We start from the raw sequence: 18,027 nt of genomic DNA, 5'->3' as shown, positions 1-18,027 counted from the left end.
CGCCGTACGACCGGGGTACGTGAGAGGAATTCCGGGCTATAGCCCGGAATTCCGCTCACATACGGATCAGCGCATGAGGGCCACGAGGTCGCCGGGGAGCTGCTCGAGGGTGCGGTCGACCTGGTCCTCGGGCAGCCACTCGCGCAGCTGACGCAGGACCTGCTCGACCTGGTGCTCGACCTTCTCGGCGTCGACCGAGGTGACCGCCCCGCTCACGGCGTCCACGAAGGCGTCCTTCGTGACCGGGCGGGCCTGGTCGTCCTTGGGGCGCTGGGCGCGCAGCTCCGCGGAGAGCTCCGGGGGCAGGCTGACCGTGAGGTCCTGCGCCAGCCCGGAGCTGATCGCCTTGCCCAGCTCGTTGAGGGTGGAGCGCGTGAGGATCTCCGCCTCGGACGGCGTCTCCAGCCCGAGGCGACGCTGTACCTGGCCGCTGAACGCGGCGAGCGTCGGGCTGGAACGCGCGGGGTTCGGGTCGTTCGGGTTCTCGTCGTTCTGGACGGGCGGCGTGGTCATGGGTGACGGGCACCCACTCACGGGGAGGTGTCAAACCCCTCCTGCTCGGCGCGCCGGAGACCCTCCCGCCAGCGCGCACGGCGCTCGTCCTCGCTCTGCTCCCACCAGGCCGGTCCCCGCTCGCCGAGCGCGGTCTTGGCGGCGTGGACCCGCGAGCGCGCCGCCCGTTCCCCTTCGCCGGTCTTCTTCGCCGTCCCCACGTCCCGGCGCGCCGCCATGAGCCAGCGCCGCAGCACCGCCGCGTCGTCCTCCGGGATCAGCGGGTCCGTGGCCCGCCAGCACCGCCCGTCGACGACGATGTAGCGCCCGTCGTCGGTGTGCTCGACCATCAGCGCACCGCCACCGCGCGCAGGCGCCGGGCCGCGGCCACGACCTCGTCGGGGGAGATCGCCAGGCACTCCTGGCCGAACGGGCACACGAGCTGGCGGCAGGGCGCGCAGGACACCGGGCGGGTGAGGACCTCCGCGGTCGTGGAGCGGGGCCGGTACTGGTCGACGGTCTCGGTGCCCGCGAACAGCTCGACGACGGGCGCGCCGACGGCGTCGGCGAGGTGCACGCTCCCGGAGTTGTTGGCCACGACGACCTCGGCGCCGGCGAGCAGCGCGGCGAGGTCGCCGAGCCCGAGCCCGCCGGCGAGGGGCACGCCGACGTCGCCCGCGACCGTCGCGACCAGGTCGGCCTCGCGGTCGGTGCCGGTGACCGCGACCGTCAGCCCGTCGTCGGCCAGCCCGCGCACCACCGCGGCGAACCGCTCGGCGGGCCAGCGCCGCGACGGGCAGCTCGCGCCGGGGGCGACGACGGCGTACCGGGCGCCGACCACGGCGAGCGGGGTCGCGGCGTCGTCGGGGATCCGCGCGGACAGCGTGTGTCCCTGCGAGGGCACCCCGACCGCCGCGAGGAGCCCGAGCATGCGGTCGACCTGGTGCTCCCCGTCGTCGGGCTCTGGCACCCAGTGGGTGAGCAGGCCCCCGCCGAACTCCTTCGACATCCCGATCCGCGTCGGGATGCCCGCGCGCCGCGCCACCTCGGCGGCGGGCCAGGGCGACTGCGAGAACGAGGTCAGCACGACCGCGGCGTCGTAGCCCCGGCCGGCGAGCTCGGCGACCAGCGCGGCGTCGGGGTCGGCGCCCGGCACGAGGTCGAGCTGCTGCCACGACACCGAGGCCGTGACGACGCCGTCGACGTCGGGCAGCAACGCCGCCGCGGCGGCACCGGCGGGGGAGGCGAGCAGGTCGAGCGCCGCGCGTGGGGCGGCGGCGCGCAGCGCGCGGAGGACCGGTCCGGTCATGAGGACGTCGCCGACGTTGTCCGGGCGCACGACGAGCACGCGGCGCATCGCGGACCAGTCGGGGTCGCCGTGCCCGGGACGGTGGGCGGCAGGGTGCTGCAGATCGGGCACGGCGGCGTGTACCCGACCGCGCTGGCAGGCTCACCCGACGTGAGCTGGTTCTTCACGCGGCCGGTGGCGCGCGGCGTCTGGCTGGTCGCCGAGCCGGGCCACGTCAACTCCTGGCTCGTCGCGGGGCGCGACCGCGCCGTGCTCGTCGACTCCGGGCTCGGCATCGCCCCGATCCGCCCGGTCGTGGCGGCGCTGACCGGCCGGCCCGTCGACGTCGTCCACACCCACGCGCACTTCGACCACGTCGGTGGCGACACCGAGTTCGACCGCGTCGCGATCCATCCCGACGGTGCCGCCGAGCTGCGGGCCGGGGCCGACCCCGCCGAGCGTCGCCGCTACCTCGCGTACGCGCGGCGCCTGCTCGCCGCGGCGCCGGCGTACCGGGCGCTCGACGGGGAGTTCTTCCACCTGCTCTCCGCCGACGCCGACCCGCGCCCGCTGCCGCCCGATGTCGACACGACCTGGTCGCCGGGGCCGGCGCCGGAGCCCGACCCGCTCGTCGAAGGCGACGTCGTCGATCTCGGCGGACGGTCGCTGCGCGTGCTGCACACGCCCGGGCACTCGCCGGACTCCGTGTGCTTCCTCGACGAGCACGCCGGGCTGCTGATCGCGGGCGACACGGTCAACACCGGGCCGATCTACGCGCAGGCGCCCGAGTCGGACCTCGCGGCGTTCGCGGCCTCGACCGCGCGGCTCGCGGCGCTGGCCGACGACGTGCACCTCGTGCTCATGGGCCACTTCGGCCGCGGCGTCGCCGAGGGCTCCTACCTGCGCGCCGTGGCGGACGCCTTCGCCCGCCTGCGGGCCGGCGACGTGACCCTGCGCCCGGCGCGGGACTGCGACGACGACCCGGTGCGCGAGGCGGTGTTCGACGCCTGCTCGATCTACGTGCCGGCAGGGTTCTCCTGACCGCGCCACCGGGTAACGGCGCCGGGTGACCCACCTCCGCGTCGCCCTGGTGCACGGGCGGGCCGACCCCGCCCACGACGGCGTCGCCGACTACACGTGCCACCTCGCCGACGCGCTCGACCGCCACGGCGTGGACGTCGTCGACGTCCCCGTCGACCCGGGGCTGCGCGGTCTGCTGCGGGCCGCCCGCTACCTGCGGTCGAGCCGCGCCGACGTCGCGCACGTGCAGTTCGCGCCGTCGGGGTTCGGGTTCTCCGGCGCGCCGGGGCTGCTCGGCGACCTCGTCGACATGCCGCTGGTGACGACGCTGCACGAGTACGGCTGGTGGACCTGTGGGCGGGGAGTGCCCGACTGGGTGTGGTCCTACCTGGAGCGCCGGCGCCTCGCCGACCGGGAGACCGGGCGGCTGGTCCCGCGCAGCGCCGCCGTGCTCACCACCAACGGCGAGCACGCCGCAGCCCTGCGGGCCCGCACGGGGGTCGACGCCGGCCGTGCCCCGCTGCTGCCGAACGTCGCGGTCGACCGTGACGCGCCCGACCGCGCCGTGACCCGCCGCGCCCTCGGGGTGCCCGCCGACGCGGAGCTGGTCGTGTTCTTCGGCTTCGTGCACCCGGTGAAGGGCCTGCGCCACCTCGTCGACGCCGTGGCGCGCCTGGCCGCCGAGCGTCCGGCGCTGCACCTGCTCGTGCTCGGCGGGTTCACCTCGCTCGCCCTGCCCGCCGACGAGGCCGCGGCGTTCCGGGACGAGCTGACCGCGCACATCGCCGCCGCGGGCGCCGAGGACCGCGTAACGGTCACCGGCCACCGTCCGGCCGGCGAGGTGTCGGCGGCGCTGCAGGCCGCCGACGTCGCGGCGTTCCCGTTCACCGCGGGCGCGACGCTGAAAAGCGGGGCGCTGCTCGCCGCGCTCGACCACGGGCTGCCGACGCTGGTCACCCGGCGCCCCGACGCCCCGGACGACCCGGAGCTCGTCGACGGCGAGACCGTCGTCGTCGCCCGGCAGGTCCGTGACGCCGACGTGCTCGTCGACGGCCTGCGCCGGCTGCTCGCCGACGACGACCTGCGCGCCCGCGTCGCCGCCGGCGGCCATGCCCTGGTGCACGGCCGCGACTGGGACGGGCTCGCCGCCGATCACGTCGCCACCTACGAGGAGATCGTGCGATGCGCATCCTCGTGATCGACCTGCTCGGCGGGCTCGGCGACCTGATCATGGTGCTGCCGAGCGTCCACGCCCTCGCCGAGGCCCACCCCGCCGCCGAGCTGACGGTCCTCACCCACGCCGCGGGCGCCCCGCTGCTCGCGCGCGACCCGGCCGTCGCCGCGGTCCGCACGGCCGAGAAGCACGACGAGCGGGCGGCGGTCGAGCAGGCCCTCGCCGACCTCGTGCCCGACCTGACGGTGACCACCACCCGCTTCGACGGCATCGGCGACCTCGTCGACGCCGACGCCGCAGCGCGCGGGACCCGGGCCGTCGCGAACCTGTGGCGCCGCCCGCCGGCCGACGAGAAGGTGGGCGAGCGCTACCAGCGCCTCCTGGCCGCCGACGGTGTCATCGCCGACCGCGTCCGCCCCCCGCGCCTCGTCCTCGGCGACGACGAGCGCGCGTGGGGTCGGAACGCGCTGGTTCGAGCAATGCGGCTTTGCTGGCGTGTGACACCAGGATCGCCACATCCTCGCTCGCGCGACACGCCGACGGTCCTCGTCCCCGACGCCGGCATGGCCGTCAAGCGCTGGCCCGCGCACCGGTGGGCGGCGCTCGCGGGGACCCTGCCCGGTCCGGTGCTCTCGGTCGGTCCGGTCGACGGCGCCGCGACGCTCCCGCCGACCGATCTGCGGGGACTGGCCGCGCTCTTCGCCGCCGTCGGCGAGGCGGGCGGCGTCGTCGTCGGCCCCGACACCGGCCCGGTGCGGCTGGCCGCCGCGGTCGGCGTACGCACCGTCGCCCTCTTCGGCCCCACGGCGGCGTCGCGGTACGGCCTCGAGGAGGGCACGAACCTGCAGGGCCTGCCCGACTGCCCGCACCGGATGCCGACGGCGATCACCGAGCAGGTGTGCTGGTGGGACGCGCGCTGCCCGCTCGCGTCCGAGCCCGCGTGTCTGCTCGATCTCTCCGTCGACGGGGTGCGGGAGCGGGTCGTCGCCGGCGGGTAGAACGGGGTCATGCGCTACCTCGACCTCCCGACGGCGAAGCAGTGGTCGGCCATCGGCCTGGGCACCTGGCAGTTCGGCTCGCGTGAGTGGGGCTACGGCCAGGACTACGCGCAGGGGCCGGACAGCGAGGCCGCGAAGATCGTGCAGCGCGCCCTCGACCTCGGGGTCACCGTGTTCGACACCGCCGAGGCCTACGGCTTCGGGCGCAGCGAGCGCATCCTCGGCGAGGCGCTCGACCGCGCGGACGCCGACCCCGCGACCACCGTCGTCGCCACCAAGATCTTCCCGGTGCTGCCGGTCGACCAGGTCGTCGTGCAGCGCGGCACGTCCAGCGCCGCGCGCCTGCGCCGCAAGATCGATCTCTACCAGGTGCACCAGCCGAACCCGGTGATCGGCGACCGCACGACCATGGCCGGGATGCGCACCCTGCAGGCTGCGGGCGTCGTCGACGAGGTCGGCGTCAGCAACTACGGCCTCGACCGCTGGCAGGGCGCGGAGACGGCGCTCGGCACGCAGGTGCTCGCCAACCAGGTGCAGTACAGCCTCGTCGCCCGCGAGCCCGACGACGACCTGCTGCCCTACGCACGCACCGCCGGCCGCGCGATCCTGGCCTACAGCCCGCTGGCCCAGGGGCTGCTGTCGGGCAAGTTCGACGCCGAGCACCGCCCGGCCAACCGTGTCCGCTCGCTCAACCCGCTCTTCCTGCCCGAGAGCCTGCGCCGCGTCACGCCACTGATCGAGACGCTGCGGGCCGTCGCGGACGCCCACGACGCGACGCCGTCGCAGGTCGCGCTCGCCTGGACGATCCACCACCCGGTCGTCGTCGCCATCCCCGGCGCGTCGAGCGTGGCCCAGCTCGAGAGCAACTGCGCCGCCGCGGAGATCCGGCTCGGCGACGACGAGTACACCGCCCTCACCGCGGCGGCGGCGTCGTTCCGGCCGGTGGGTGGTCTCGCCGCGCTGACGGGTGTCGCGCGGGCGCAGCTCGGGGTGGGCTGAGGCCCGCGCCGAGGCCGGTGATCAACGGGGAATTCCGGCGCACAGAAGCAGCGAACGTCCCATTGAGCACGCCGATAGGACGTTCGCTGCGTCAACCGGGCGCGCTCAGCCCAGGCGCGCCAGCATCGTCCGGTTGCGGGTGCCGGTCTTGCGCAGCAGCGACCCGACGTGTTTCTCGACGGTCTTCGCCGAGATGGCCAGGGCCCGGGCGATCTGGCGGTCGGTGAGGCCGCGGGCGACGAGACCGCGGACCTCGTGCTCGCGGGGGGTGATCGCCTGGGCGCCCGAGGCCCGGGGCGGGGCGGCGAGGCGGCCGAGCTGGTCGTCGGCGAGCAGGGTCTCGCCGCGCCCGGCGGCCGCGACGACGGCGACGAGGCGGGCGGGGTCGTCGTCCGGGTCGACGCAGCCCTTCACGCCCGCGGCGACGGCGGCGCGCAGGCGCTCGTCGGGGCAGTCCTGCGCGAGCAGGACGACGGCGGGCGGGGCCGGCAGGGCGGCGAGGCGGTCGAGCACGGCGAGGTCCTCGCCGAGCAGGCCGTGCTCCACGACGAGGACGTCGGGCCCGAGCAGCCGGCACGCGCCGGGCAGGTCGTCGGCGAGGTCCGCGACCTCGGAGACCATGCCCAGCCCCGGCTCGCCGAGCTGGAGCAGCCGGACGACGCCGGCCCGCACGACCGGGCGGGCGGTGGCGACGAGCACGCCGGTGCGGGCGCGGCCCGGGGCGACCGGCGGGGCGGCGGAGCACGGGATGGTCAGGCGCAGGCGGGTGCCGGCGGCGGGCGTGCTGTCGATCTCGAGCTCGCCGTCGAGGCGCCGGGCGCGCGCGGCCATGGCCCGCAGGCCCAGGCGCGCGCCGGCCGTGGCGACGTGCAGGCGGGTGCCGCCGGTGGCGTCGAAGCCGCACCCGTCGTCCTCGACGAGCACGGTCAGCGTCCCGGGCCCGTGCACGACCCCGACGCGGACGGTCGCCGCGCGCGCGTGCACCGCGACGTTCAGCAGCGCCTCCTGGGTCATGCGGAAGACCTCGTCGGCGACGTCGCCGGGCACCGCGCCGGCGCCGACCGTCACCAGGTCGGCGCGGACCGAGCCCCGCGCCTCCACCCAAGACAGCTCCTGGCGCACGGCCTGCTCGAGGGTCCGTCCGGCCAGGACGCCGCTGTCGGCGAGGGCCAGCGCGGCGTAGCCGGCGAGCAGCTCCGCGAGGTGGGTGTCCGCGTCGGAGAAGCCGTCGGCGCTGACGACGCACGCGCCGACGATCCGGGGACCGCGCCGGACCGGGACGGCGAGCACGGGCGATCGGCCGGGGCCGTCGTCGAGCACCGGGCCACGCGTCGCCAGCAGCAGGGCCACGACGTCGCCGGGCAGCGTGCCGTCACCGACCAGCACCGCCCAGGAGCCGCCGGCCTCGTCGACGCGTACGACCCACGCGGTGCCGCCCGTGAGCGTGCCGAGGTGGTCGGCGATGCGGCGCAGCAGCGGGTCGGGCTCGACCGCCGCGGCCGTCGCGGCGTCGGGGACGGCGCGGAGGGCGCGAGACGGTGCCGCGGCGATCACCAGGCGTCCTCCTCGACGAACGGTCCGTGATGCATACAAGATGCATCGATGGCGTGAGAGTAGGGTCACGCCGACTCGACGGCAAGGGCGGTGCGGTGACGGGAAGCGTGTCGGCGGGGTTGTCCGCGAAGGAGCGCGCGTACCGGGACACCAAGGCCCGGATTCTCGACGGCTCGCTGCCCGGCGGTGACCTCATCACCGAGGGCCAGGTCGCGGAGACGCTCGCGATGAGCCGCACCCCGGTGCGGGAGGCGTTCCTGCGCCTCGAGGCCGAAGGTCTGCTGCGGCTGTTCCCCAAGCGTGGCGCCCTCGTCGTGGCGGTGTCGCCGAGCGAGGTCGAGGCCGTGCTGGAGGCGCGTGAGCTGGTCGAGGGCCACGCGCTGGCGAAGCTCTGTGCGGCGTCGGCGGAGGAGCGGGCGGTGGTCTCCCGGGCGCTGGTCGAGGTGCTCGACGAGCAGCGCGGCGCGCTCGCGACGTCCGACGAGCAGTCCTTCGCCGAGGGCGACCGGCGCTTCCACACGGTCCTCGTCGAGAGCGCCCGCAACCCGATCCTGCTCGAGCTCTACGCCTCGCTGCGCGACCGCCAGCTGCGGATGAACCTCGGCTCGCTCGAGCGCGGCCCGGACCGGCCGCAGGCGATCCTCGCCCAGCACCAGGCGATCGTCGACGCGCTCGACACCGGCGACGCGGACGACGCCCGCGTCCGCCTGCGCATCCACCTCGACGCCACCCGCGCGTCGGTCGTCGGCCGGTAGGCCTCCCGCCGGAAGTCGTAGGGGAGATCCCCCAGAGGTCGGGGTGGGGACAGTCCCCGTGGCCTTCGCGGCCTGCTCGCTCCTAGCGTCCTGCGTCGCCGGGCGGTGCTCCGGCCGCCCCCCGACCGACCCCACACCCCCGGGTCGGCCGGGCGGGGGCGTCCACTCCTCACCCCACTCGCGGAGGTACCCGCATGCCGGGACTGACCCTCGCCGAGGCCCGCCGGATGCTCGACGCCGGGCTGGCCGAGGCGGACGCCATCGGACAGCCGATGAACGTCGCCGTCGTCGACTCGGGCGGCCACCTGCTGGCGTTCGCCCGCCAGGACGGCGCCATCCGGGCCAGCATCGACATCTCCCAGCGCAAGGCGCTGACGTCGATCCTCATGGAGGCCCCGACCGGCGCCCTGATGCCGCTGGTCCAGCCGGGCGCCGAGCTCTACGGCCTCGAGCAGACCGCGGGCGGGATGGTCATCTTCGGTGGCGGGATCCCCGTGCACCGCGACGGCGAGGTGGTGGGCGCCGTCGGCGTCAGCGCCGGCTCCGTCGAGCAGGACACCCGGGTCGCCGAAGCGGCCGTCGCTGCGATCAAGGACTGAGGACCCCGTGACCCGACCCGCGGCCGTCTCGCCGCTGACCCGCGAGCTCGTCGGCGAGTTCGCCGGCACCTTCATCCTCATCATCTTCGGCACCGCGTCGGTGGCGCAGATGGTCGTCTCCGGCGGCGACGCCGGCGACTGGGCGACCCTGACCTGGGGCTGGGTCGCCGGCCTGATCATGGGCATCTACGTCGCCGGCCGCCTCGGCGCGGGCCACCTCAACCCCGCGGTCACGATCGCCATGGCGGTCTACCGCAACCTGCCCTGGCGCAGCGTCCTGCCCTACATCGCCGCCCAGTTCCTCGGGGCCTTCCTGGCCGCGCTGGTCACCCGCGGCGTGTACGCGTCGGGCATCGCCGAGGTCGACCCCGGCCTCACCTCGCAGTCCCAGACGATCTTCTCGACGCTGCCGACCCACGGCATCGGCACCGCGTTCTTCGACCAGATCGTGGGCACCGCGCTGCTGGTGTTCGTGCTCTTCGCGCTGATCGCGACCCTGCAGGGCGCGGCCGGGCAGCTCCTGCCGCTCATGGTCGGCTTCCTGCTGCTGGGCATCGGCTTCGCCTGGGGCACCAACGCCGGCTACGCGATCAACCCGGCCCGCGACTTCGGCCCGCGTCTCGCGCAGTGGCTCACGGGCTACGACGGCGCCTGGGGCACCGCCGACGGCACGCCGTACTGGTGGCTGCCGATCGTCGCCCCGATCATCGGCGCCGTCATCGGCGGCGGCCTCTACGTCCTGCTCATCGAGCGTCTCGAGGTGCCCGCCGCCCTCGACACCCCGGCGCCCGCGCCGACCCCCGAGTCCGCCGAGGCCGGGGCGAACGCCGACCCGCGCCACCCCGTCACGGCCGCCGACGTCGCCGTGCCGTCAGTCACCACGGAGAAGGAGGCGCGATGACCGCCGCACCGGAACTGACCCCCGCGGACTACCCGCTCTCGATCAACCGCCCGGAGCTGCTCCGGACGCCGACCGGCAAGACGCTCGGCGACATCACGATGGACGCCGTGGTCTCCGGCGAGATCACCGCCGAGGACCTGCGCGTCACCCCCGACACGCTCGTCCTGCAGGGCCGCATCGCCGAGTCGATGGGGCGCCGCCAGCTCGGCGAGAACTGCCGCCGGGCCGCGGAGATGACCGCGATCCCCGACGCCGAGGTGCTCGCGATGTACAACGCGCTGCGCCCCAACGCCTCGACCGCGGCCCAGCTCGAGGAGATGGCCTCGCGGCTGGAGGACACCTACGCCGCCGCCACGTGCGCCGCCCTCGTCCGCGAGGCCGCGCAGGTCTACGCGGCCCGCAACCTGCTCGCGGAGGAGGACTGACATGACCGCGGTAGCCCCCCGCTCCGAGTCCACGGTGCGGACGTCCAAGCGCACCGAGATCCTCGAGGCCCGCCCGGTGAACCTCGACGGCTTCGTCGAGGAGTGGCCCGAGAAGGGCCTCGTCGCGATGGAGTCCGACTTCGACCCGGCGCCGTCCGTGCGCGTCGAGGGCGGCCGGATCGTCGAACTGGACGGCCGCACGCGCGAGCAGTTCGACTTCATGGACACGTTCATCGCCGACCACGCGATCGACGTCGACACCTGCGAGGCCGCCATGGCGACCGAGTCGGTGGAGATCGCGCGGATGCTCGTCGACCCGCGGACCTCCCGCGCCGACGTCGTGGCCCTCGGCCGCGGCCTGACGCCGGCGAAGATCCTCGAGGTCGTCAAGCTGATGAACGTCGTCGAGATCATGATGGGCATCCAGAAGACCCGCTCGCGGCGCACCCCGGCCAACCAGGCGCACTCGACCAGCGCGAAGGACAACCCGATCCAGGTCGCCGCCGACGCGGCCGAGGGCGCGGTGCGCGGCTTCGCCGAGCTGGAGACCACCCTCGGCGTCGTCCGGTACGCGCCGCTGGTGGCGATCGGCCTGCAGGTCGGCGGCCAGGTCGGGCGCGGCGGCACGCTCACCCAGTGCGCGCTCGAGGAGGCCACCGAGCTCGACCTCGGCATGCGCGGGATCACCGCCTACGCCGAGACGATCTCGATCTACGGCACCGAGTCGGTGTTCGTCGACGGCGACGACACCCCGTGGTCGAAGGCCTTCCTGGCGTCGGCCTACGCGAGCCGTGGCATCAAGATGCGTTTCACCTCGGGCACCGGCTCCGAGGTGCAGATGGGCAACGCCGAGGGCCGCTCCATGCTGTACCTGGAGATCCGCTGCATCCTCATGGCCAAGGGCGCAGGCGTCCAGGGCCTGCAGAACGGCTCGATCTCGTGCATCGGCGTGCCCGGCGCGGTCCCCGGCGGCATCCGGGCGGTGGCGGCGGAGAACCTCGTCGCGAGCTGGATGGACCTCGAGTGCGCCTCGGGCAACGACCAGTCGTTCTCGCACTCGCCGATGCGCCGCACCAGCCGGCTGCTGCCGCAGATGCTGCCCGGCACCGACTTCGTGTGCTCCGGCTACTCCGCGGTGCCCAACAAGGACAACATGTTCGCCGGCTCGAACCTCGAGACCGACGACTACGACGACTGGAACGTCATCCAGCGCGACATGCAGGTCGACGGCGGCCTGCGCCACGTGCGCGAGGACGTGATCCTGCAGGTCCGCAACAAGGCCGCGCGCGCCATGCAGGCGCTGTTCGCCGAGCTCGACCTCCCGGCGATCACCGACGAGGAGGTGGAGGCGGCGACGTACGCCGACTCCAGCGACGACTACCCCGACCGCGACGTGCTCGCCGACCTCGAGGGCGCCCGCAGCGTCATGGAGCGCGGCATCACCGGGCTGGACCTCGTCAAGTCCCTCGAGCGCACCGGGTTCGGCGACGTCGCCGAGAACTACCTCAAGGTCCTGCGCCAGCGCGTCTCGGGCGACCTGCTGCAGACCGCGGCCGTGCTGGACGCCGACTTCGTCCCGCAGGCCGCGATCAACGACGCCAACGACTACGCCGGCCCGGGCACCGGCTACCGCCTGTCCGGCGAGCGGTGGGAGGAGCTCAAGAAGCTCCGTCACGTCACCTCCGCCGAGAACCCCGAGGAGGAGGTCGTATGACCGCCGCAGTCGACTCCGTCCGGACCCTGCAGCTCCGCGAGATCGGGCCCGCCGAGCGCGGCACCCGGCCCGAGGAGGTCGTCATCGCGCTGTCCCCGGCGTTCGGGGACCCGTTCACGAAGACGATCGTCGACGTGCCGCACGCCGAGGTGGTCCGCCAGCTGCTGGCGGGCATCGAGGAGCGGGGCGGTTCGGCGCGCGTCATCAAGGTCTACCGGACCGCGGACCTCGCGGCGATCGCGCACTTCGGGGCCAAGCTGTCGGGCTCGGGGATCGCGGTGGGCGTGCTGTCGCGGGGCACCACGGTGCTCCACCAGCGCGACCTCGCGCGGCTGTCGAACCTGGAGCTCTTCCCCCAGGCGCCGCTGCTCGACGCCGAGGTCTTCCGCATGATCGGCGCGAACGCCGCGCAGTACGCGCAGGGCCAGTCGCCGAAGCCGGTGCCGACGCGCAACGACCAGATGGCCCGTCCGCGCTGGCAGGCCAAGGCCGCGCTGCTGCACCTCAAGGAGTTCGACTGCATCGACAAGAACCGCAACGCGGTGGAGGTCGAGCCGGTCATCACCAGGGTTGACTGAGTCCGTGGCCCTCGTCATCGGCGTCGACATCGGCAACTCCACCACGGAGGCGTGCATCGCAGAGGTGGGGGAGGACGGCGTCGATCGGCTGGCGTCGTCGCTCACGGCGACGACCGGGGTGAAGGGCACCCCGGCGAACACGAAGGGCGCCGTCACGGCCGTCCGGCGGGCCCTCTCCGCCGCCGGGCGGCCGGCCGACGCGCTGGCGACGGTGCTGCTCAACGAGGCCACCCCGGTGATCAGCGGTCTCGCGATGGAGACGATCACCGAGACGATCATCACCGAGTCCACGATGATCGGGCACAACCCGGACACCCCGGGCGGCGAGGGCCTCGGCGTCGGGATGACGGTGGCGCTGGAGGATCTCGCCACGGTCGAGGAGGACGTCCCGGTCGTCGTCGTGGTCGGCGCCGGCGCGGACTTCGACGACGTCGCGCACCTGCTGAACCGCGCCCTGGAGCGCGGCGTCGACGTCGTGGCCGCGGTGATGCACGGCGACGACGCGGTGCTCGTCGTCAACCGCCTCGCCCGCCGCATCCCGGTCGTCGACGAGGTGTCGGCCGTCGACCGGGTCCCGCTCGGGATGCTCGCGGCGGTCGAGGTGGCCCCGCCCGGGCGGACGATCCGGACGCTGTCGGACTCCTACGGGCTCGCGTCGACCTTCGACCTGGACGCCGAGCAGACCCGCCAGGTCTCGCCGGTCGCGCGGGCGCTGTCGGGCAACCGGTCGGCGGTCGTGGTGCGGACGCCCGCGGGCGACGTCACCGACCGCCGCATCCCGGTCGGGACGCTGACGCTGTCCGGCTCCGGGCGCTCGCTGGAGGTCGGGGTGGACGGCGGCGCCGACGCGATCATGGAGGCGATCGGGCGGGTCGCGCCGCTGGCGGACGTGCACGGCCAGTCCGGCACGCACGTCGGCGGCATGCTCGCGACCGTCCGCGACACGATGACCGACGTGACGGGCCAGCCGGCCTCGGAGATCCAGATCCGGGACGTGCTCGCCGTCGACACGGTGGTCCCGTCGACGGTGCGTGGCGGCCTCGCCGGCGAGGTCTCGCGGGAGAACGCCGTCGCGCTCGCGGCGATGGTGCGCACCAGCCGCAGCCGCATGCAGGCGGTGGCCGACGCGCTGTCCTCCGAGCTGGGGTGCGAGACGCTGATCGGCGGTGTCGAGGGTGAGGTCGCGGTGCGCGGAGCGCTCACGACACCGGGCTCCTCGGTGCCGATCGCGATCATCGACATGGGCGGCGGGTCCACCGACGCGGCCCTGCTCGACCGCGACGGCGCCGTGTCCGCGGTGCACGTGGCCGGGGCGGGCGAGCTCGTCACCAAGCTGATCGACTCGGAGCTGGGGCTCGAGGACCGCGAGGCCGCCGAGTCGGTGAAGCGTCATCCGCTGGCGAAGGTGGAGAGCTTCTTCCACGTGGGCCACGAGGACGGCACGGTCCAGTTCTTCACCGACCCGCTGCCGCCGAACGTCTTCGCCAAGGTCGTCACCGTGACGCCGGAGGGGCTCGCGCCGGTGCCGGTGCGCGGCTCGCTGGAGTCCGTGCGCACCGTCCGCCGCGAGGCCAAGCGACGGGTGTTCGTCGTCAACGCGCTGCGGGCGCTCGCGCAGGTGGCGCCCCAGGGGTCGCTGCGCCTGCTCGGCTCGGTGGTGCTGCTGGGCGGGTCGGCGCTGGACTTCGAGATCCCGGGCATGGTCGCCGACGCGCTCGCGCCCTACGGGGTCGTGTGCGGGATCGGCAACGTCCACGGCACCGAGGGCCCGCGCAACGCCGTGGCCGCCGGGCTGGTCGACGTCCACGCGGGCACCGCGGCGGGGCCGGTCACCGCCGCGGCATCGTGACGAGCCCGCTCTCCGGGGTGTCGGCGTCCGGCGGCCCCGGCTGCCACGGCCGCATCGACCGCGCCGACGATCCCGCGCTGCCGCCGGCGGTGCTCGTCGCGGTCCACGACGACGCCCCGCCGGGGGTCGTGCGGGAGGTGTGCGCCGGCGCCGAGGAGCAGGGCGTCCCGACGGCGATCCTCGACGCGGGGCCCGGCGCCGACGACGCCGGCCGGCACGCGGCGTCGGAGTCGCGGCTCGAGGTCGGGGTGGGCGTCGGGGTCGACGGCGCGGTGGTCGTCCGGCACGCGCTGGTGCCGGACGCGATCCTCGGCCTGGACGCGGGCGCGTCCGCGGCGGACCTGCGGCTCCTCGGGGCCGACGCCGCCCGGATCGTCGCGGGGCTCCCCCTGCGGACGGTCGGCTGACGTTCTGCGCCTACTGGCTGGTATCCCTCGCCAGGCGAGGGATACCAGCCTGTAGGCGCTCGGACGGGGGTTCGGAGCGACGGCTCCGGTGGGGGCGCGGCTCAGGCCGGGGTGGGCTCGGCGCGCTCCGCGTCGAGTCCCTCGTCCAGCTCGAGGGCGTCGCGCAGCGCCCGCTGCCCGGTCTCGATCCCCCGGCGCAGGACGTCCGGGTCGGTCTCGAGCGGGTTGATCGTGTCGGCCCCCTGGGGCGGGCGGACCTCGAGCAGGTACGGCGGCTCGTCGCCCGGCGACGCCGTGGCGTGGGCGAGGCGGCGGTCGTCGGCGCGGCGGTTCTCCAGGCGGGTGCCCAGCACGTGCACGAGACCCGGGACGTTGACCGCGCCGAGCCGGGACACCAGCGCCTTCTCAAGGCGCGTCGCGTCGATGGCGGTCTGGTCGGCCCGGCGGGTGCGCAGGACCAGCACGTGCGTCGCGCCCTGGTCGACCGCCGTGCGGAACGGGATGGGCTCGGCGACCGCGGCGTCGACGTAGCGGCGCCCCGCGATCTCGATCGGCAGCCCCGCGAGCACCGGCACCGCGGCGCTGGCGCGCAGGGCGAGCTGGAGCGAGGCCTTGTCGACGATGGTGTCGTGGAGGTCGACGGCCTCGCCGGTCTCGACGTCCGTGGCCACCGGGTGCAGCGGGACCTCGGCCTCGAGCACCCGCTGCCAGTCGACCGGGATGACCTTCTCGCCGACGGTGTTGATGAGGTACTCGACGTCGACCACCGGCTGGCCGCGCAGGCCGCGCCCGGGCTTCGTGACGCGCTCCATGAGCCCCGGGCGGTACCAGCCCGCGCAGCAGTGGGCGGCCTGGGCGCCGACCAGCCAGCTGCCCGCGAGCGCGCCGGCCGAGGCGCCGTAGACGGCGTCGAAGCACGGGGCGAGCCCGAGCTCCTCGAGGGCGAGCACCATGCCGCTGGAGTAGGTGGCCCGGCTGCCGCCGCCCTCGACGGCGAGCGCGACGCGGTGGCCGTCGGTGCGGTTGCTCGGGCACGATCCCTCGGCCCGGCGGGCGGCGAGGACGCTCAGGAGCGGGTGGACGCGCACGCCCGGCATCATGCCCGGCTCACTCCGGGCTCCTCCGAACGGGCTATGTGAGCAGTTGGCGCCCCGATAGGGGCGCCAACTGCTCACGTACGGGACCGGCGCTCCAGCACGACACGGTCGATCTCCTGGCCGGTGTCGGCGGTGGCGCGGACGGTGAGCCGGGTGGGCTGGCCGGGGCCGGGCGGCGGGGCGACGTCGACCGTCACGTACGCGTAGTCGAGATAGCGCGCCTGCGACCAGTCGACCTGCTCGGGCTGGTGGTTCTCCTCGCCGAGGGCCAGGTAGCTCGCGACGGTCACGCCGCTGTCCGGGCCCGGGTTGCCGCGGTAGCGGTCGGTCTCGCCGTCCTGCCAGGTGTAGCGCGGCCGCCCGCCCGAGCCCACGCAGACGTAGGTGGTGCCGTCGGTCTCCGGGCGCACCGTCGCGCCGTCGGGGGCCTGCACGACCGAGCGCCCGCGCCGGAGGGGGTTGGTGCGCTCGTACTGGTGGTTGTGGCCCTGCAGCACCAGGTCGACGCCGAACTCGTCGAACACCGGCGCCACCGCGGCCCGCACGCCGGCGTCCGAGGCGTGCGACTTCGACGTCGCGAAGGCGCAGTGGTGGAAGAACGCGACGACCCAGTCGACGGTCGGGTCGGCGCGCAGCGCGGTCAGCGTCTGCCGCAGCCAGGCGATCTGGGCGCCGCCGGAGTAGCCCGCGTTGGTGGGGATCTCGGTCGAGAGGTCGTTGGCGTCGAGGCTGATCACCCCGACGTTGCCGTGGCGGAAGGTGTACACCGACGGGCACGCCGACGGGCCGTTGACCGGCAGGTCGAGCCGCGCGGCGTGCCCGCCGTACCCGTGGCGCGCGCCGCCGGGGCTGCGGTTGTCGTCGTAGAGCGCCTCCATGTCGTGGTTGCCCGTCGCGAACATCCACGGCGTCGACGCGGCGCTGCGCTCGATCATGCCGAAGTACGTCGTCCACACCGTCGGGTCGAAGCTGTCGAACCCGGTCGGGGCGTCGCGGGTGCCGTTGCTGCGCACGACGTGGCCCTCGCCGGAGGGGTCGGCGTAGCAGATGTCGCCCGCGAGCAGGTGGAACGCCGGCCGCTGGGACGCGACACGGTCGACCATCGTCGTCGACGGCGTGGGCGTGCGGCGGGTGTCGTCGGGCTTGTAGTAGCCGTTGGTGAACCCGCCCAGCCCGCTCGGCGGGACGGTGTCGACGCCCTGGTCAGCGAACGCGGTGAAGCTCCACGGCGCCGTCGATCCCGGCCCGGGCGCAGTGACGAAGTCGGCCTCGGCGGTGGTCGTGCCGTCCGGGAGCCGGAAGCGGTAGCGGTAGTGCTCGCCGGGCGCGAGGCCGTCGGCGCGCGCATGCACGAAGAACTGCTCGCTGCCGCGGATCGACCCGTCGGCCTGCGGTACCTGCGAGACCAGCCGGCGGACCTCCACCGGCAGCGTCGTCCCGAACGACGAGTCACGGCCCAGGTCGACGACGAGCGGGCCGGCCGGCGGCGCCGCGGTCAGCTCGCCGGCGAAGGCCATCTGCCGCTGCGGGTCCGCGCCGTAGGCGAGGTGCCGCCCGACCACCGACACCGGCGCCGACGCGGCCTGCGCGCACGCCGAGAGCGTCCACGGCGCCGCGGCCAGGCCCATCGCGGCGACGACCCCGGTCCCGCCGCGCAGCGCGGTGCGCCGGCTGATCGGGTGCCGGCGCAGGTAGGAGGTCAGCCACTCGTGCTGCTCGGCCACGCTCATCGACACGGCGAGGTCCGCGGGGACGCCGACGTCGGGCGCGCCGCCGCGCGGGGTGTAGGTCACGACCGTGGAGGCTCGCCGCCCGCGGCGCGGGGCGCCAGGCCGGGCGGTGGACGGTCGGTGAACAGGCGCTGACGGTCGGGTGCCTGCGGCACGTGAGCAGTTCGGACGGCGATAGCTGGTGTCCTGTCTCGGGTGATCTGTCAAGGCCGAGTCTCGGTGGTTGTGTCGCGGGTTCGGATCTTGGTGGTCAGGCCGCGGGGGTGAGGCGGCCTTGGTAGCGCTTGGTGGGGTCGAGGTGTTGGTGGCCCAGGACGTCACCGTCGGGGGTGTAGACGGTGATGTGGTCGCCGTCGCGCAGCACGGTGATGGTGTGGCCGGCGAGGTGGCGTCCGAGCAGCATCGAGGCGGGTCGCCCGCCGTGGGGTGCGGCGAGGGTGACCACCC

At 74.9% G+C, this 18,027-nt stretch carries 18 protein-coding genes and 1 pseudogene; 12 read left to right on the top strand and 7 right to left on the bottom strand.

Features of this window, described 5'->3' with window-relative positions:
• Positions 1-66 precede the first annotated feature (66 nt).
• The 3 genes from QSK03_RS11460 to QSK03_RS11450 are packed head-to-tail and all read right to left on the bottom strand — an operon-like array spanning position 67 to position 1,912.
• Complete coding sequence (locus QSK03_RS11460; RefSeq protein ID WP_285651796.1) at positions 67-513, bottom strand: DUF2267 domain-containing protein; 447 nt, start codon at positions 511-513, stop codon at positions 67-69.
• A gap of 17 nt (positions 514-530) precedes the next feature.
• Positions 531-842, bottom strand: a complete 312-nt coding sequence (locus QSK03_RS11455) for a hypothetical protein (protein ID WP_285651793.1) — start codon at positions 840-842, stop codon at positions 531-533.
• Positions 842-1,912 carry a glycosyltransferase family 9 protein gene (locus QSK03_RS11450; RefSeq protein WP_285651790.1) on the bottom strand — a complete coding sequence of 357 codons (1,071 nt, stop codon included), beginning with the start codon at positions 1,910-1,912 and terminating at the stop codon, positions 842-844. The genes QSK03_RS11455 and QSK03_RS11450 overlap by 1 nt, the downstream gene beginning before the upstream one ends.
• 39 nt (positions 1,913-1,951) lie before the next feature.
• Between QSK03_RS11450 and QSK03_RS11445 the strand changes: the two genes are divergently transcribed.
• From QSK03_RS11445 to QSK03_RS11430, 4 genes are read left to right on the top strand one after another with little or no spacing between them, the layout of a single operon-like run.
• Entirely contained in the window at positions 1,952-2,821 is an 870-nt protein-coding gene (locus tag QSK03_RS11445) for an MBL fold metallo-hydrolase (protein ID WP_285651788.1), read from the top strand.
• Positions 2,822-2,846: 25 nt separating this feature from the next.
• On the top strand, positions 2,847-3,998 hold the full coding sequence (locus QSK03_RS11440) for a glycosyltransferase family 4 protein (RefSeq protein WP_285651785.1): 1,152 nt from the start codon (positions 2,847-2,849) through the stop codon (positions 3,996-3,998).
• On the top strand, positions 3,983-4,972 hold the full coding sequence (locus QSK03_RS11435; protein WP_285651783.1) for a glycosyltransferase family 9 protein: 990 nt from the start codon (positions 3,983-3,985) through the stop codon (positions 4,970-4,972). Before QSK03_RS11440 ends, QSK03_RS11435 begins: the two co-directional genes overlap by 16 nt.
• 9 nt (positions 4,973-4,981) lie before the next feature.
• Positions 4,982-5,971, top strand: coding sequence for an aldo/keto reductase (locus QSK03_RS11430; RefSeq protein WP_285651781.1), 990 nt, complete (start codon positions 4,982-4,984; stop codon positions 5,969-5,971).
• A gap of 105 nt (positions 5,972-6,076) precedes the next feature.
• Here the strand turns inward: QSK03_RS11430 and QSK03_RS11425 are convergent, their stop codons facing one another.
• Entirely contained in the window at positions 6,077-7,525 is a 1,449-nt protein-coding gene (locus QSK03_RS11425; RefSeq protein ID WP_285651779.1) for a LuxR C-terminal-related transcriptional regulator, read from the bottom strand.
• A gap of 95 nt (positions 7,526-7,620) precedes the next feature.
• Here QSK03_RS11425 and QSK03_RS11420 point away from each other — a divergent pair, with 95 nt between their 5' ends.
• From QSK03_RS11420 to QSK03_RS11385, 8 genes are all read left to right on the top strand, one after another.
• Positions 7,621-8,280 (top strand): GntR family transcriptional regulator, encoded by a 660-nt coding sequence (locus QSK03_RS11420; RefSeq protein WP_285651777.1) that lies wholly within the window; start codon positions 7,621-7,623, stop codon positions 8,278-8,280.
• A 194-nt stretch (positions 8,281-8,474) separates the two neighbouring features.
• Positions 8,475-8,879: a GlcG/HbpS family heme-binding protein gene (locus QSK03_RS11415; RefSeq protein ID WP_285651775.1), complete on the top strand. Its 405-nt coding sequence runs from the start codon at positions 8,475-8,477 to the stop codon at positions 8,877-8,879.
• Between the two features lie 7 nt (positions 8,880-8,886).
• A complete protein-coding gene (locus QSK03_RS11410) occupies positions 8,887-9,780 on the top strand; it encodes an MIP/aquaporin family protein (protein ID WP_285651771.1) in 894 nt (297 codons plus the stop codon).
• On the top strand, positions 9,777-10,205 hold the full coding sequence (locus QSK03_RS11405; protein ID WP_285651769.1) for a diol dehydratase small subunit: 429 nt from the start codon (positions 9,777-9,779) through the stop codon (positions 10,203-10,205). The genes QSK03_RS11410 and QSK03_RS11405 overlap by 4 nt, the downstream gene beginning before the upstream one ends.
• A gap of 1 nt (position 10,206) precedes the next feature.
• Positions 10,207-11,919 carry a propanediol/glycerol family dehydratase large subunit gene (locus QSK03_RS11400; protein WP_285651768.1) on the top strand — a complete coding sequence of 571 codons (1,713 nt, stop codon included), beginning with the start codon at positions 10,207-10,209 and terminating at the stop codon, positions 11,917-11,919.
• Positions 11,916-12,497, top strand: a complete 582-nt coding sequence (locus QSK03_RS11395) for a propanediol/glycerol family dehydratase medium subunit (protein WP_285651767.1) — start codon at positions 11,916-11,918, stop codon at positions 12,495-12,497. The genes QSK03_RS11400 and QSK03_RS11395 overlap by 4 nt, the downstream gene beginning before the upstream one ends.
• Positions 12,498-12,501: 4 nt before the next feature.
• Positions 12,502-14,346 (top strand): diol dehydratase reactivase subunit alpha, encoded by a 1,845-nt coding sequence (locus tag QSK03_RS11390; protein WP_285651766.1) that lies wholly within the window; start codon positions 12,502-12,504, stop codon positions 14,344-14,346.
• On the top strand, positions 14,343-14,753 hold the full coding sequence (locus tag QSK03_RS11385; protein ID WP_285651765.1) for a glycerol dehydratase reactivase beta/small subunit family protein: 411 nt from the start codon (positions 14,343-14,345) through the stop codon (positions 14,751-14,753). The genes QSK03_RS11390 and QSK03_RS11385 overlap by 4 nt, the downstream gene beginning before the upstream one ends.
• A 101-nt stretch (positions 14,754-14,854) precedes the next feature.
• Here the strand turns inward: QSK03_RS11385 and QSK03_RS11380 are convergent, their stop codons facing one another.
• The 3 genes and pseudogenes from QSK03_RS11380 to QSK03_RS11370 form a co-directional block, all read right to left on the bottom strand.
• Positions 14,855-15,841, bottom strand: coding sequence for a patatin-like phospholipase family protein (locus tag QSK03_RS11380; protein WP_285651761.1), 987 nt, complete (start codon positions 15,839-15,841; stop codon positions 14,855-14,857).
• A gap of 83 nt (positions 15,842-15,924) precedes the next feature.
• Positions 15,925-17,643 (bottom strand): metallophosphoesterase, encoded by a 1,719-nt coding sequence (locus QSK03_RS11375; protein ID WP_285651759.1) that lies wholly within the window; start codon positions 17,641-17,643, stop codon positions 15,925-15,927.
• Positions 17,644-17,830: 187 nt separating this feature from the next.
• Positions 17,831-18,027: pseudogene (locus tag QSK03_RS11370) on the bottom strand (hypothetical protein); the annotation flags it as partial.

The organism is Actinomycetospora sp. NBRC 106375, assembly GCF_030269665.1.
GTDB lineage: Bacteria > Actinomycetota > Actinomycetes > Mycobacteriales > Pseudonocardiaceae > Actinomycetospora.
This window is presented reverse-complemented; position numbering and strand designations above follow the sequence as displayed.